Annotated in this window: 14 protein-coding genes; 13 read left to right on the top strand and 1 reads right to left on the bottom strand. The window is 69.7% G+C overall.

What is annotated here, in order from left to right:
* Positions 1–11 precede the first annotated feature (11 nt).
* Positions 12–584 (top strand): nucleotidyltransferase family protein, encoded by a 573-nt coding sequence (locus tag AC3IS2_RS11620; protein WP_489197940.1) that lies wholly within the window; start codon positions 12–14, stop codon positions 582–584.
* 194 nt (positions 585–778) lie between these two features.
* Here AC3IS2_RS11620 and AC3IS2_RS11615 read toward each other — a convergent pair whose 3' ends face one another.
* Positions 779–1,165: a hypothetical protein gene (locus AC3IS2_RS11615; RefSeq protein ID WP_489197939.1), complete on the bottom strand. Its 387-nt coding sequence runs from the start codon at positions 1,163–1,165 to the stop codon at positions 779–781.
* A 274-nt stretch (positions 1,166–1,439) separates the two neighbouring features.
* Between AC3IS2_RS11615 and AC3IS2_RS11610 the strand changes: the two genes are divergently transcribed.
* The 12 genes from AC3IS2_RS11610 to AC3IS2_RS11555 all read left to right on the top strand — a co-directional run bounded on the left by AC3IS2_RS11610 (position 1,440) and on the right by AC3IS2_RS11555 (position 13,562).
* On the top strand, positions 1,440–1,790 hold the full coding sequence (locus tag AC3IS2_RS11610; protein ID WP_489197938.1) for a hypothetical protein: 351 nt from the start codon (positions 1,440–1,442) through the stop codon (positions 1,788–1,790).
* Positions 1,791–2,471: a response regulator transcription factor gene (locus AC3IS2_RS11605; protein ID WP_296177883.1), complete on the top strand. Its 681-nt coding sequence runs from the start codon at positions 1,791–1,793 to the stop codon at positions 2,469–2,471.
* 7 nt (positions 2,472–2,478) lie between these two features.
* Positions 2,479–3,924 (top strand): sensor histidine kinase, encoded by a 1,446-nt coding sequence (locus tag AC3IS2_RS11600; RefSeq protein ID WP_489197937.1) that lies wholly within the window; start codon positions 2,479–2,481, stop codon positions 3,922–3,924.
* A gap of 110 nt (positions 3,925–4,034) precedes the next feature.
* A complete protein-coding gene (locus AC3IS2_RS11595) occupies positions 4,035–5,324 on the top strand; it encodes a S41 family peptidase (RefSeq protein ID WP_489197936.1) in 1,290 nt (429 codons plus the stop codon).
* A gap of 15 nt (positions 5,325–5,339) precedes the next feature.
* Positions 5,340–5,795, top strand: a complete 456-nt coding sequence (locus AC3IS2_RS11590; RefSeq protein ID WP_489197935.1) for a MarR family winged helix-turn-helix transcriptional regulator — start codon at positions 5,340–5,342, stop codon at positions 5,793–5,795.
* Between the two features lie 112 nt (positions 5,796–5,907).
* A complete protein-coding gene (locus tag AC3IS2_RS11585; RefSeq protein WP_489197934.1) occupies positions 5,908–7,287 on the top strand; it encodes a hypothetical protein in 1,380 nt (459 codons plus the stop codon).
* An 18-nt stretch (positions 7,288–7,305) separates the two neighbouring features.
* Positions 7,306–8,121: a c-type cytochrome biogenesis protein CcmI gene (gene ccmI, locus AC3IS2_RS11580; protein WP_489197933.1), complete on the top strand. Its 816-nt coding sequence runs from the start codon at positions 7,306–7,308 to the stop codon at positions 8,119–8,121.
* A gap of 36 nt (positions 8,122–8,157) precedes the next feature.
* Positions 8,158–8,658 (top strand): cytochrome c maturation protein CcmE, encoded by a 501-nt coding sequence (gene ccmE / locus AC3IS2_RS11575; RefSeq protein WP_489197932.1) that lies wholly within the window; start codon positions 8,158–8,160, stop codon positions 8,656–8,658.
* The gene (locus tag AC3IS2_RS11570; protein ID WP_489197931.1) at positions 8,655–10,643 is read left to right on the top strand and encodes a heme lyase CcmF/NrfE family subunit; all 1,989 of its coding nucleotides are present in this window, start codon (positions 8,655–8,657) and stop codon (positions 10,641–10,643) included. The genes ccmE and AC3IS2_RS11570 overlap by 4 nt, the downstream gene beginning before the upstream one ends.
* Positions 10,644–10,693: 50 nt before the next feature.
* Positions 10,694–11,131, top strand: a complete 438-nt coding sequence (locus AC3IS2_RS11565) for a cytochrome c-type biogenesis protein (RefSeq protein WP_489197930.1) — start codon at positions 10,694–10,696, stop codon at positions 11,129–11,131.
* Positions 11,132–11,267: 136 nt separating this feature from the next.
* Positions 11,268–12,824 (top strand): Do family serine endopeptidase, encoded by a 1,557-nt coding sequence (locus AC3IS2_RS11560; RefSeq protein WP_489197929.1) that lies wholly within the window; start codon positions 11,268–11,270, stop codon positions 12,822–12,824.
* A 66-nt stretch (positions 12,825–12,890) separates the two neighbouring features.
* The gene (locus AC3IS2_RS11555; protein ID WP_248117903.1) at positions 12,891–13,562 is read left to right on the top strand and encodes a response regulator transcription factor; all 672 of its coding nucleotides are present in this window, start codon (positions 12,891–12,893) and stop codon (positions 13,560–13,562) included.
* Position 13,563: the final 1 nt, after the last annotated feature.

Genomic DNA, 13,563 nt, shown 5'->3' with positions numbered 1-13,563 from the left:
CAGACGCCCCCATGACCCTGGAAACCCGACTGACCGAGATCGTTCGCGCCGACGCAGGCCTGATGCACGTCCTGAGCGTGATGCGGGGGCTGGATCTGCCGGACTGGCGGCTGTTTTCGGGGGCGGTCTATCAGGCGGTGTGGAACGCCCAGACGGGGCGGGCGACGGGCTATGGGATCAAGGACTACGACATCGGCTATTTCGATGCCGACACCTCGTGGGACGCTGAGGACGTGGTCATCAAGCGGGTGGCCGCCGCCTTCGACGAACCGGTGCGCGAGCGGGTCGAGGTGCGCAACCAGGCGCGGGTGCACCTCTGGTTCGAAGGCAGGTTCGGCGAGCCCTATGAGGCCCTGACCTGCACCGACGAGGCGCCGGCGCGGTTCGTGGCGCCGGCCTTCGCCGTGGGGGTGCGGCTGGAGGCGGACGATGCGATCAGCGTGGTGGCGCCGTTTGGGCTGGAGGACGTGTTCGACCTGACCATCCGGCCCAATCCCACGCGGGGTCTGGCCAAGGGCTGGGACAAGGTCATCGCCAATGCGCGCGGGCGCTGGCCGGAGATCACGGTGGTCGAGCCGGCATAATGCCCAGCGTCATCCCGGCCGAAGCGTAGCGAAGAACCGGGACCGCCAAAGACGCGGCGTTTCTTGCGGTCCCGGATAGCCCTGCGGGCTTCCGGGATGACAATGCGGATAACGAAAAGGGCGCGACCCTTGCGGATCGCGCCCCTCGGCAGGGCCTCAGACAGGGAGGGACGAGGCCCCGTTTCGGTCAGCCGTCACCAGCGACGGTCGTCGTGATCGCGACGTTCGTAGCGGACCTTGTCCGACAGGCGGTCGTAGCGGCGGTCCAGATCCTGGCGTTCCCAGCGGGTCAGGCCGCCGCGCATATAGTGGCGCTCCAGACGGACCAGGCTGTCCAACTCGTCCTTCAGACGCGAAGCCTCGCGATAGCTGAGCTGGCGGTTCTCGACGCCGCGGTCGATGCGACGGTCCAGGTTGTGCTTGCGCTGGGTGATCGAGTTCCAGCCGCGATAATCCTGTTCGTAGCCGCGTTCGTAGCCGTGGCCGCGCGAGGGGCCGTGGCGATCATAGCTTTGAGCGGCGGCGGGCAGGGCGGCCGAGGCGACAGCGACGGCCAGGGCGGGGATCAGCAGCGTCTTCATGGTCTTGCTCCTTCGGATCGTCGCAACCGGATCGGCTGCGTTGAGGCCAGAAGACCACCCGGCGGCTGAGCCGCGCCTGAACGGCGCGTTTCAGACAGGGTTCATCAGCATGAGAAGTTCGTCATCTTCGCCTTCGCGCCCGCCTGCGGGGCGCCTGTGGGGCGAATGGGCGACAGCGACGGAGAATCCGCCCGTGCGCGTTCCTTGTGCGGGTGAACAGCGGTAGACTGCGCGTTCAGCCCCTGTTCAGAGGCCCCTGTCTAGAAGACAACCCATGATGCGTATTCGAGCCCTCCTGCTGGCCGGCCTGATCGCCCTCGTTCCCCTGACGGACGCGGCGGCTCAATCGCGCGGCCGCGACCGGGATCGCGACGATGATCCTCGCGAGCAGCCCCGCAACTATCCCGGCCAGGGCTTCCGCGACGCGCCGCGCTCGGCGCCCCAGTCCTCGCCGAGGGCGGATCCCGGCGACATCGCCCGTCGTGTCCAGTCGGGCCGTCCCGGCCGGATGCTGGGCGTCAGCCAGCGCGGCAGCGACTATGTGGTGCGTTGGGAATATCCGGGCGGGCGCGTGTCGGACATACAGGTTGACGGCCAGTCCGGCCGGGTTCGCGGAGACGACTGAATGCGGGTGCTGCTTGTCGAGGACGACGTCGATCTGTCGCGCCAGCTGAAGACCGCGCTCGCCGACGCCGGCTACGCCGTCGACCACGCCCCGGACGGCGAGGAAGCCTGGTTCCTGGGCGACACCGAACCCTATGACGTGGTGGTGCTGGATCTGGGTCTGCCCAAGATCGACGGGGTGTCGGTGCTGGAGCGCTGGCGCCGCGAGGGCAAGACCACGCCGGTGCTGATCCTGACGGCGCGCGGCGCCTGGTCGGACAAGGTGGCGGGCTTTGACGCCGGGGCCGACGACTATCTGACCAAGCCCTTCCACACCGAAGAACTGCTGGCGCGTCTGCGCGCCCTGCTGCGCCGCTCGGCCGGCCATGCGGCGGCGACCCTGACCTGCGGCGGCCTGCGCCTGGATCCGCGCGCGGCGCGGGCGACGGTGAACGGCGAGCCGCTGCGCCTGACCAGCCTGGAATACCGGCTGCTGCACTACATGATGATGCATCAGGGCCGGGTCATCAGCCGCACTGAACTGGTCGAGCATCTGTATGATCAGGACTTCGACCGGGATTCCAACACCATCGAGGTCTTCGTCGGTCGCTTGAGGAAGAAGATCGGCTCGGACCGGATCGAGACGGTGCGCGGCCTGGGGTATCGCCTGTCGCCGCTGGCCGGCGAGAGCGACGCGGCCTGATCGGGACATGACCGAGGCCGGCGAGGACGCGCCCTCGACCCCGCAGAAGCAGGAATGGGGCCGCTGGTTCGGGCGGCCCGGCCGGTCGCTGACGCGGCGGCTGATCTGGCTGGCTGCGGCGTGGATTCTGGTGGCCCTGCTGGTCACGGGCGCGGTGCTGACCTCGGTGTTTCAGGAGTCGGCGCTGCGGCGGCTGGGCAACCTGCTGGGCGACACCATCGACGAGGCGGTGGTCGCCGCGACCATCACCCCCGAGGGCGAGATCTTCGTCGGCGAGATTCAGGACGCGCGCACCCAGCGCCTGCTGTCCGGCAAATACTGGATGGTGGCCGAGCAGGGGCCGGGCGGGCAGCTGCAGGTCGTGGCGCGCTCGGCCTCGCTGGGACGGGCCGATCTGGAATATGCGCCGGATCTGGATGACCGGCTGAGGGCCGCCTTCGGCCAGACCATCAGCTACAACGCCGAGGACGGCCCCAAGGGCGAGCCCCTGCGCATCGCCGCCAGCATGAAGCAGCTGCCGGGACGGACAGCGCCGGTGGTCTTCTTCGCCGGGGTGGACCGTTCCGACATCGACGCCGACACGCGCCAGTTCGCCACCGTGACCTGGGTGGCCATGCTGCTGCTGGGGGCCGGTCTGGTCACGGCGGTCTTCATCCAGGTGCGGGTGGGCCTGCGCCCCCTGTTCGACCTGCGCGATGAAATTTCAGATGTGCGCAAAGGTAGCTCGCACCGCATCGAGGGCGTCTATCCGGTCGAGATCCAACCCCTGGCCGAACAGGTCAACCGCCTGTTGACCCACAATCAGGAGACGGTGGAGCGCCAGCGCACCCATGTCGGCAACCTGGCCCATGCGCTGAAGACGCCGCTGGCGGTCATGCTGGCCGAGGCGGGAAGCGACCAGGGCCTCCTGCCCGACATGGTGCGCAAGCAGACCAAGGTGATGCAGGATCAGGTCGATCACCACCTGCGCCGCGCCCGCGCCGCCGCCCGCGCCGCCCACGGCCTGGGCGAACGCACCCCGGTGGGCGAGGTGCTGGACGAACTGGCCGTCATGCTGGAGCGAGTGTTCGAGACCAAGGGGGTCGAGATCGACTGGCGCGCGCCCGACGATCTGGCCTTCCTGGGCGAACGTCAGGACCTGCAGGAGATCTTCGGCAACCTGATCGAGAACGCCGCCAAGTGGTGCCGGCGACGGGTGCGGATTTCGGCCGGCGCCTCGGTGCCCGGCCAGATGGTGGTGGTGGTCGAGGACGACGGCCCCGGCCTGCCCGCCGATCAGCGCGACGCCGCCCTGAAACGCGGCACGCGGATGGACGAGGACACGCCGGGCACCGGCCTGGGTCTGTCCATCGTCGAGGACCTGACCCGCGCCTACGGCGGCCGGGTGACGCTGGCCGACAGCGACATGGGCGGGCTGAAGGTGCTGCTGGAGCTGCCCGCGGCGGAGGCTTGAGGGGGCTTTGATCCCCGACCGAAAATGCCAAGCCTGCTCGGACGCCTGCGATTGACGCGACGATTTACTGCAATATATTGCGCAATATATTTCAGAATGGATCAGTGATGTTGTCTCGAGCTTTTATCTCGCTGTTGGCTGTCGCTGTGCTGGCCCCGGCATCGGTCGCGGCGCAGACCCTGGATCAAAAGGCGCAGCGAGAAGTCGTTTCCGACCTCAAGACGGCGCTGCAGCAGAACTACGTCTTTCCTGACCGCATCCCGGCCATATCGGCTGAGCTGGACCGGCGGGTCCAGTCCGGGCCGATCGAAGCCGAGCCGTTCGCCGAAAGCCTGGCCCAGGGCCTGGTCAAGGCGAGCGAGGACCTGCATTTCTCGGTCGTCTTCGATCCCGAGGAGGTCGCCGCTGACCGCCGGGCGAAGGCGGGCGGCGAGACCAGCACCCAGGCGCAGCGCGACCGGGAGCGCGGGGCCAATTTCGGTTTTCGTGACGCGCGTCGGCTGGACGGGGATCTGGCCTATGTCCGGTTCGACTTCTTCGCCGACCCGCAATACGCCCAGGAGACAGCGGCAGGGGCCATGCGTTTCGCCGAAGGCGCCAAGGGGCTGATCTTCGACCTGCGTTACAACAACGGCGGCGTGCTGGAGATGGCGCAGTTCCTGATGAGCCACCTCTATCCAGCGGGCAAGGATCAGGAATTCTTCGACTACAACTACAACGACAAGGGGGTTCAGGTGGCGCGGAGCCAGTGGAGCCTGCCCGCCGTGTCCGGCCAGCGTTCGGGGGACATTCCCGTCGTGGTCCTGACCGGATCGACGTCCTTTTCCGCAGCCGAATGGATGGCGTTTTCGCTGCAACGGCTCGGCCGGGCGACCGTGATCGGGGAACGGACCGCCGGGGGCGCGCATCCCGTCACTCGCGTGCCGATCGACGATCGGTTCATGCTGCAGGTGCCGTTCGGTCAGATCCGGGATCCGATCGACGGGAAGGATTTCGAGGGCGTCGGCGTGACCCCGGATATTGTCGTGCCGGCCTCTGACGCCCTGCTGGCGGCGCAGAAATTCCTGTTGAAGCGCCGGGCGGATGCGGGTGATGCGGAGGCCAAATGGGCCCTGGTTCCGATAGAATTGGCCATCGCCGGTCAGGCTCCGAGCGCCGCGGACCTGGATGAGGCGGTCGGGGCCTACGAAGGACGAACCCTGGTTCGCACCCCGACGGGCATCGCCTACCACTGGCGCGGTCGTTTCGTTCTGGCTCTGGACCCGATCGGCAAGGATCTGTTTGCGGTCCAGGGAACGGACGACTACCGGTTCCAGCTGGTGCGTGTGAACGGCGCTGTCGCGGGCCTGCAGCGCGTGGAGAAGTCCGGCGAGGCGGAAACCTATCGTCGCCTGGATTGAGGAGTTGTCGGGCGAATGATCGAGTTGAATCGCACCTTCCTGGGCCGCCTCAGCGAGCAGTTGAGCGAACTGATCGAGCAGCAGTCGGCCGAGGTGTTCAAGCGCGCGGGCATCGTCATTCCGGTGAAGTCGTCGTCCCTGCTGGGCGCCATCGCGACGCTCGGTCCGGTCTCGGTCGCCGATCTCGTGCGGGCGCTGGACCGGTCACATCAGCTCATTCAACAGAAGATGCCGAAGCTGCTGGCGCTGGGCCTGGTCAGTCGCCGGCCCGATCCCGACGACCAGCGCGTCAACCTGATCGAGATTACCGACAGGGGGCGCCAACAACTGGCGTTGCTCGATGGCCTGGACGGGGAGTTCGACCGCGCCTACGCCGAAATGGAGGCGGACGCCGGCCCCGTGTTCGACGGAATAAATCGCGCGATCCTCTCCCTCAAGTCCCGCCCCCTGATCGACCGCATGGTGGTCTGACTGTCCGCATGGGGTCTCATCGGGGGTTCGTCCCGCCCCAAAAGGCCCTGTTAACCCGAAGGGCGCACCCTCGGCCCTGTGGCCGGGATTCGGTTCGGCCGGAGGAGCATGGATGGCGGACCTGTCGGTCGCGCAAAGGGCCGCCCTGGCCCAGCTGATCGCCGCTTGCCCGGATCGCCTGTTGGCCCAGCTGGAAGAGCTGGCGGCGGCGATGACGGGGGATCGGGCGTGGGCGCTGCGCGACATGGTCGAGGCCGAGGTTCTGGACCGGCGACGGCGCGACGCGGCGTTCGGGCCGCTGACGCCGTTGTTCCGGCGACGCGAGGACGGGCTGGAGGGGCTGAGCTTCCCGGCGGCCGTGCCGACGCGGCTGTGGCGGCTGGCCACGCGCAACGAGCCGGAACTGCTGCCGCAACTGGATCGCGACGACGAACTGTCGCGCATGGTGGCCGACCGGCTGTGCCTGAGCGCAGCCTCGGCGGTGCGGGATCAGGGCGAGGCCCTGTGGCCGGGCGCGACGACGGCGCAGGTGGCGGAACTGGCCGCCTGTTTCGACCTGGCGGGGCTGGCGCGACGCAGCCTGACCTTCCTGGAGACCTGGCTGGGACGGCCGGGGCCGGAGGCGACGGCGGAGCTGAAGCTGGCGCTGCGGCAGGCGGCCTCGATCGCGCCGGACGGGGCGGCGCGGCTGATGGAGATCTTCTTCGCCCATCTGTCGGACGCGCGGATGATGCTGCGGCTGGTGGCCCAGGCCACGCCCGCCGCCGGGCGCGAGACCGTGGTGGGCGAGAGCGAGCTGGCCGTCTTCGTCGACCGGGTGGTGACGGCCCTGGCCCATCGCGCGGCCGAGGCGGCGGCGTTCGACCCCACGGCGCCGGGGGCGGACGCGGCCCTGCTGAAGGCCGATCTGGAGTGGTGCGCCGAGACCCTGGCCGAGATCGACATGACCCTGCCGCTGCGGGCCGACAGCGCCTGGGGCAAGGCGGTGCGGCAGGCGCGGCTGAAAATCGCGCTCAGGCTGTCCGAACTGTTCAGCGCCGCCGAGAAGGCGACGGGCAAGGTGCTGCCGGTCGAGCGCACGACCATGGCCGGGCGGATGACGCGCCCCGCGCCGCGTCTGGATGAGGCGGTGGACGCCCAGGCGGCGGGCAGGGCCAAGGCTCTGGCGGCGGTGATCGGACTGGTGCGCGGCCCGGCCACGGTGTTCGGCTGCGAGGCCGAGCGGCGGCAGACGGCGGAGGGCCTGACCGGCAAGCTGGCGACCTGGGCCGACGAGGCGATCGAGCGGCTGAACGACGGCGAAGCGCCGGACGAGGCCATTGCACGCAAGCGCATCGGCCTGACCGCCGAACTGCTGGGCCTGATCGGGGCCAAGGAGGCGGCGCGGACGGTGCGGCGGCGGCTGACGGTCGCGGGAACGGCCCCCAGCGTGGCGACGTCGGGCGTTTCCCCGTCCGGTGCGACCTCGCGAGCCTCGCGTCAGGTCGCCTGATCCGCTAGAGCGGCGGGCATGACGATCTTCTGGATCATGACGGGACTGGCCACGGCCCTGGCCGGGCTGCTGGTGCTGGCCGGGGCGCGGCGCGGCGCGGACGCGGAAGGCGTGGTGGATCGCGACGCCGCCGGACGCGAACTGGCCGAACTGGACCGGCTGAAGACGCGCGGCCTGCTGGACGAGGCGGGCTGGACCGCCGCGCGGGCCGAGGCCGGACGGCGGCTGCTGGCGGCGCGCCGCGATGCGCGAGCGCCCGAGGCGGGGTCGAAGGACCGGGTCTGGGTTCTGGGCGGGATCGGCCTGTCGGCGGCGGCGTCGCTGGCGCTCTATCTGGGCCTCGGCGCGCCGGGCATGGCGGATCAGGCCTATGAGACGCGGGTGCGCGACTGGGCGGCCTCGCCCGAGACGCTGGAGCCGGCCCAGGCCGCCGCCGTGATCGGCCGCATCGTCAAGGATCGGCCCGACGACCATCAGGCCCTGACCCTGCTGGGCGCGGCCCGGTTCGAGGCGGGCGATCCCATCGGCGCGGCCTCGGCCTTCCGCCGGGCGCTGGCGATTCAGCCGGACGACGCTCAGAGCTGGGCGCGGCTGGGCGAAAGCCTGGTGCGGGCCAACGAGGGCGCGGTCGGCGGCGACGCCGAGGCGGCTTTCCGCGAGGCCTTGAAGCGCGACCCGGACCAGTTGGGCGCGCGCTATTTCCTGGGCGAGGCGGCGCTGAAGCGCGGCGACAAGGCCGGAGCGGCGGCGGCCTGGGGCCCGCTGATCGCGGCGCTGGAGCCGAGCGATCCGCGCCGGGCCGACCTGCAAAAAAGACTGGGCGGGGCCGGATGAGCCCGCGTTGCTGCAACCTATCTGTGATGTCCTGACATGAGCTGGCTTCCCAAATCGCCCAAGGCGCGGCGTCGCCTGTGGATCGTGGCCGCCGCGGCGCCCGTGCTGGCGCTGGCGGTCGGCCTGTCGCTGTGGGCGATGAAGGACAATGTCACCTACTTCTTCTCGCCGTCCGAAGCGACCGAGGCCAATGCGCCGACGGGCCGGGTGATCCGCCTGGGCGGACTGGTCGAGGCCGGAAGCGTGGTCAAGGGCGCGGACGGGACGGTGGTCTTCGTCGTCACCGACAATGTGGGGACCTCGAAGGTCAGCTATCACGGCGACCTGCCGGACCTGTTCCGCGAGGGGCAGGGCATCGTGGCGCAAGGGTCGTTCCGCCCCGACCGGACTTTTGAAGCCAGTCAGGTGCTGGCCAAGCACGACGAGACCTATATGCCGCGCGAAGTCGCCGACCGCCTGAAGGAAAAGGGCGAGTGGCGACCCGAGACGGGTGAAGCGCCCGCAGCCCCGTCCGCAGACATGAGCCGCAGCCTGTGATCGTCGAACTGGGGGCGTTCGCGCTGATTTTGGCGCTGGTTCTGGCGGCGCTGACCACATTGCTGGCCACGGCGGGGCGGCTGCGGCTCAGCCCGGTGCTGGCGGGGGCCGGGGGCGGGGCGCTGCTGGCCTCGGCGGCGGCGACGGGGCTGGCCTTTGCGGCCCTGATCTTCGCTTTCGCAGTGTCGGATTTCTCGGTGTCGAACGTGGCTCTGAACAGCCACACCGACAAGCCCATGCTCTACAAGGTCGCCGCCGCCTGGGGCAGCCATGAGGGTTCGCTGGTGCTGTGGTGCCTGGTCATGACCGGCTTCGGCGGGGCGCTGGCCCTGGCGCGCGGCCTGCCGTTCGGGCTGAAGACCTCAAGCGTGGCGGTGCAGGGCGCGCTGTCGACCATGTTCCTGGCCTTCGCCGTCTTCACCTCCAACCCGTTTGCGCGTCTGGACCCGGCCCCGGTGCAGGGCGCGTCGCTGAACCCCTTGCTGCAGGACCCGGCGCTCGCCTTCCATCCGCCGCTGCTCTACGCGGGCTATGTCGGGTTTTCGGTCTGTTTCTCGCTGGCGGTCGCCGCCCTGATCGAGAAGCGGGTCGATCCCGCCTGGGGCCGCTGGGTGCGGCCGTGGGCGCTGGCGTCCTGGGCGTTTCTGACCGTCGGCATCCTGCTGGGGTCCTTCTGGGCCTATTACGAGCTGGGCTGGGGCGGCTGGTGGTTCTGGGACCCGGTCGAGAACGCCTCCTTCATGCCGTGGCTGGCGGGGGCGGCCCTGCTGCACTCGGCCATCGTCACGGAACGGCGCGGGGCGCTGGCGGGGTGGACGGTGTTTCTGGCCATCCTGGCCTTCACCTTCTCCATGCTGGGGGCGTTTCTGGTGCGCTCGGGCGTGCTGACCAGCGTCCACGCCTTCGCCGTCGATCCCGAGCGGGGGATGATGCTGCTGGCCATTCTGGGCGTAGCGGCGGGGGCGGCCTTCATCCTGTTTGCGTTCAGGGCGCCGGCGATCCGGTCGGGCGCGGCCTTTGCGCCGATCAGCCGCGAGGGCGCGCTGGTGCTGAACAACCTGTTCCTGACGGCGGCGGCGGCGACGGTGCTCTTGGGGACGCTCTATCCGCTGATCCTCGAGGGGATTTCAGGGGCGACCATTTCGGTGGGGCCGCCCTATTTCAACGCGACCTTTGTGCCGCTGCTGCTGGTGGCCTGTCTGATCCTGCCCGCCGGGCCGCTGCTGGCGTGGAAGCGCGGCGATCTGAAGGGGGCCTTGCAGCGTTTGTGGCTGGCGGCGGGTCTGGCCCTGGTCGCGGCGTTTGCGGCCTTCGCGCTGTTCGAGCCGAAGAAGGCGCTGGCGGCGGCGGGTCTGGGCGTGGGGGCCTGGCTGATTCTGGGCGCGCTGGCCGAGGTGGCGACGCGGACCAAGGCGTTCCGCGCGCCGTTGGGCGAGACCCTACGCCGCGCCAAGGGGCTGCCGCTGGGCGCCTGGGGCATGACGCTGGCCCACGCAGGTCTGGGCGTCTTCATCCTGGGGGCCGTGGTCGAGACCAGCTTCAAGGCCGAGGCGGCGGCGGCTGTGCCCCTCGGCGGCGTGGTCTCGTCGGGGCCCTGGCGGGTCAGGTTGGACGCCGTCGAGGTGATCGAGGGGCCGAACTATCTGGCCGAGCAGGGCCGGCTGACCGTCGCCCCGGTTGAAGGCGATGCGGTCGAGCGCGTCGTCACCGCCGAGCGGCGGTTCTTCCCGGCGGGCGGGCAGACGACGACCGAGGTCGGTCTCGACTTCCGCGGGCTGGACGACGTCTATGTGGTCATGGGCGAGCGGGCTCGGGTCGACAGCGGCGAGCAGGCGTGGACCGTGCGGGTCTATTACAATCCGTGGGCGCGGCTGATCTTCCTCGGCCCGGCTGTCATGGCCCTGGGCGGGGTGCTGTCCCTGCTGGACCGGCGGCTGCGGGTCGGGGCGGGATCGCGTCGCAAGACCGTGGAGGCCAAGGCGTGAGGTGGTTGGCGGCACTGACCGGGGCTTTGGCTTTGATGGCGGGCGCCGCGATGGCCGAACCGCCGCCTCCGCCGGACCGCCCCCTGCCCGACGCGGCGCAGGAGGCGCGGGCGCGGGCCCTGTTCGGCGACATCCGCTGCGTCGTCTGTCAGCACGAATCCATCGCCGACAGCCCGGCGGGCATCGCCGCCGACATGCGCCGTCTGGTCCGCGAGGAGATCGCGGCGGGCAAGAGCGATGAGGCCGTGCGTCAGGACCTGGTGCGGCGCTACGGCGACTATGTGCTGTTCCAGCCGCCGGTGCGGACGGGGACCTGGCTTTTGTGGTTCGGGCCGTTTGCTTTGGTGCTGGGTGCGGGGGTTTTGTTCGTCTGGCGGGCGCGTCGTCGCCGCGTCGAGGCGCTGCCTCTGACGGCGGAAGAAGAACGGGCGCTGGCCGAGCTGACGGGCGATCCTGACGAAACCGAGAGCCTTTCGCCCCGATCCTGACGCACCCGCGCCTCACGGGGAACGCTGATCGCGGTCAACCATCGCGAGGGCGTGCATTGGCTTCGGCCATGACGCCCTATATCCATGGGCGAACGGAGCTTTTGGAGCTCCGGCTTACAGGACTGCAAGGACGACGATGCTGAAGCGCAAGGAGTTCATTCTGGGGGCCGCCGTCGGCCTGACCTTCGCCGCCGCCGCGACGGCGGGCGGGGTCATCAGCTGGCCGGGCGCCCAGGCCGCCCCCGCCGCCCAGGCGGGACAGCTGGTCCCCTCCGCCGGGGCCGGGGGGGCCGCCTTCGCCCCGCCGCGGGGCGCGCCGCTCAGCTTCGCCGACATCTTCCAGCAGGTCGCCCCCGCCGTGGTGCAGATCGACGTCAAGACGCGGGTGCCGCGCGCCAGCGGCCCGACCATCCAGATTCCCGGCCTCGGCGCCGTGCCGATCCAGCCGCGCGGCGGTTCTGGCGAAGAGGGCGAGGACGAGAACTCGACCACGGCGCTCGGCGCCGGTTCGGGCTTCTTCATCTCGGCGGACGGCTACATCGTCACCAACAACCACGTCGTCGAGAACGCCGAAGAGATCACCGTTCGCCTGAGCGACGAGCGTGAACTGACCGCGCGCCTGATCGGCCGCGATCCGCTGACCGATCTGGCCGTCATCAAGGTGGACGGCGGCGACTTCCCCTTCGTCTCGTTCGAGGACAAGGCTGAGCCGCGCGTCGGCGACTGGGTCATCGCCGTGGGCAACCCCTTCGGCCTGGGCGGCACCGCCACGGCCGGCATCGTCTCGGCCAAGGCCCGGGACATCGGCGGCAACGAGAACCCCTATACCGACTTCATCCAGATCGACGCCGCCATCAACCGGGGCAACTCGGGCGGGCCGACCTTCGACATCTATGGTCGGGTCATCGGCGTGAACTCGGCGATCTTCTCGCCGACGGGCGGGTCGGTCGGCATCGGCTTCGCCATTCCGGCGGGCATCGCCAAGGCCACGACGGACCGCCTGATGCGCGGTGAGACGATCGAGCGCGGCTATCTGGGCGTCACCATCGGCAATTTGACGCCCGAGTATCGCGAGAGCCTGGGACTGCCCGAGGCGACCAAGGGCGCCTTTATCACGGATGTCACCAAGGGATCGCCGGGCGCAATCGCCGGGCTTCAGCCGAGCGACGTCGTGGTGTCCATCGACGGCCGTGCCATCCGGGGCAGCAACGAATTGACCCGTGCGGTGGGCGCGGTGCAGCCGGGCGAGACCCTGAGGCTGGAACTGCTGCGTGAAGGTCGTCGCCAGACGGTCAACGTCCGGGCGGGCACACGCCCTGCCAATCTCGGCGCGCCCGAAGCGGGGCAAGATCCCGAGGCCGAGGCGCCCAATGCGCCCGCTGCGGTGGGCGAAGCGGTGGAGGGGCTGACGGTGGCGCCGATCAGCGCGGCGTTGCGCAGCCGCTATGATCTGGCCGACGATCAGCAGGGCCTGGTCGTCACCGCTGTCGCCCAGCAGTCGCGGGCCGGACGACTGGGCTTCCAGCCGGGCATGGTCATCTTGCAGGCGGACGGACGTCGGGTGACGTCGGTCAAGGAACTGCAGGACATCGTTCAGCGCGTGAAGTCCGCCGATCGTGCCGGCGTTCTGCTGATGGTGCGGACTTCGGCCGGCAACACACCGATCGTTCTGCCCTTCGCCAAGCCTGAATAAGGCGTAACTCACGAGATCGGCGGCGATGCGCTAACATCGCCGCCGAATCTGTTTCTGGAGGGGTCCATGCGTATTCTGGTGGTCGAGGACGACGCTGAGGCGGCGACTGCGATGGTGCGAGGCCTGTCCGAGGCCGGGCATGAGGTGACGCACGCCGTGGACGGCGCCTTTGGCCTGCTGGAGTCGCAGAAGGGCGGCTACGACGTCTATGTCGTGGACCGCATGATGCCGCGTCTGGACGGCGTCGGCATGGTCGAGACGGTGAGGAAGGGCGGCGATCAGACGCCGGTCCTGTTCCTGTCGGCCCTCGGCGAGGTCGAGGACCGGGTCACCGGCCTGAAGGCCGGCGCCGACGACTATCTGGTCAAGCCCTACGCCTTCGCCGAACTGATCGCCCGGGTCGAGGCCCTGGCGCGCCGTCGCGAGACCGGCGGGGTGCAGACCGTACTCAAGGTCGGCGATCTGGAGATGAACCTGATCGGCCGCACCGTGCATCGCGGCACGACCGAGATCGACCTGCAGCCGCGCGAGTTCCAGCTGCTGGAGTTCCTGATGCGCCACGCCGGCCAGTCGGTGACGCGCACCATGCTGCTGGAGAAGGTTTGGGAATACCACTTCGACCCCCAGACCAACGTCATCGACGTCCACATCAGCCGCCTGCGCTCCAAGATCGACAAGGGCTTCGACAAGGCCATGCTGCAGACCGTGCGCGGCGCGGGGTATCGGCTGGAGGCCTAAG

The sequence above is a fragment of the Brevundimonas sp. KH_025 genome, assembly GCF_057839885.1.
The sequence above is the reverse complement of the archived record's forward strand: the minus strand, read 5'-3'. Positions and strand labels throughout refer to the sequence as shown.

What these genes read in the sequence shown, in the direction of transcription:
- AC3IS2_RS11620 (WP_489197940.1), top strand. Translation starts at nt 12, where the DNA reads ATGACCCTGGAAACCCGACTGACCGAGATCGTTCGCGCCGACGCAGGC.
- AC3IS2_RS11615 (WP_489197939.1), bottom strand. Translation starts at nt 1,165, where the DNA reads ATGAAGACGCTGCTGATCCCCGCCCTGGCCGTCGCTGTCGCCTCGGCC.
- AC3IS2_RS11610 (WP_489197938.1), top strand. Translation starts at nt 1,440, where the DNA reads ATGATGCGTATTCGAGCCCTCCTGCTGGCCGGCCTGATCGCCCTCGTT.
- AC3IS2_RS11605 (WP_296177883.1), top strand. Translation starts at nt 1,791, where the DNA reads ATGCGGGTGCTGCTTGTCGAGGACGACGTCGATCTGTCGCGCCAGCTG.
- AC3IS2_RS11600 (WP_489197937.1), top strand. Translation starts at nt 2,479, where the DNA reads ATGACCGAGGCCGGCGAGGACGCGCCCTCGACCCCGCAGAAGCAGGAA.
- AC3IS2_RS11590 (WP_489197935.1), top strand. Translation starts at nt 5,340, where the DNA reads ATGATCGAGTTGAATCGCACCTTCCTGGGCCGCCTCAGCGAGCAGTTG.
- AC3IS2_RS11585 (WP_489197934.1), top strand. Translation starts at nt 5,908, where the DNA reads ATGGCGGACCTGTCGGTCGCGCAAAGGGCCGCCCTGGCCCAGCTGATC.
- ccmI (WP_489197933.1), top strand. Translation starts at nt 7,306, where the DNA reads ATGACGATCTTCTGGATCATGACGGGACTGGCCACGGCCCTGGCCGGG.
- ccmE (WP_489197932.1), top strand. Translation starts at nt 8,158, where the DNA reads ATGAGCTGGCTTCCCAAATCGCCCAAGGCGCGGCGTCGCCTGTGGATC.
- AC3IS2_RS11565 (WP_489197930.1), top strand. Translation starts at nt 10,694, where the DNA reads ATGGCCGAACCGCCGCCTCCGCCGGACCGCCCCCTGCCCGACGCGGCG.
- AC3IS2_RS11560 (WP_489197929.1), top strand. Translation starts at nt 11,268, where the DNA reads ATGCTGAAGCGCAAGGAGTTCATTCTGGGGGCCGCCGTCGGCCTGACC.
- AC3IS2_RS11555 (WP_248117903.1), top strand. Translation starts at nt 12,891, where the DNA reads ATGCGTATTCTGGTGGTCGAGGACGACGCTGAGGCGGCGACTGCGATG.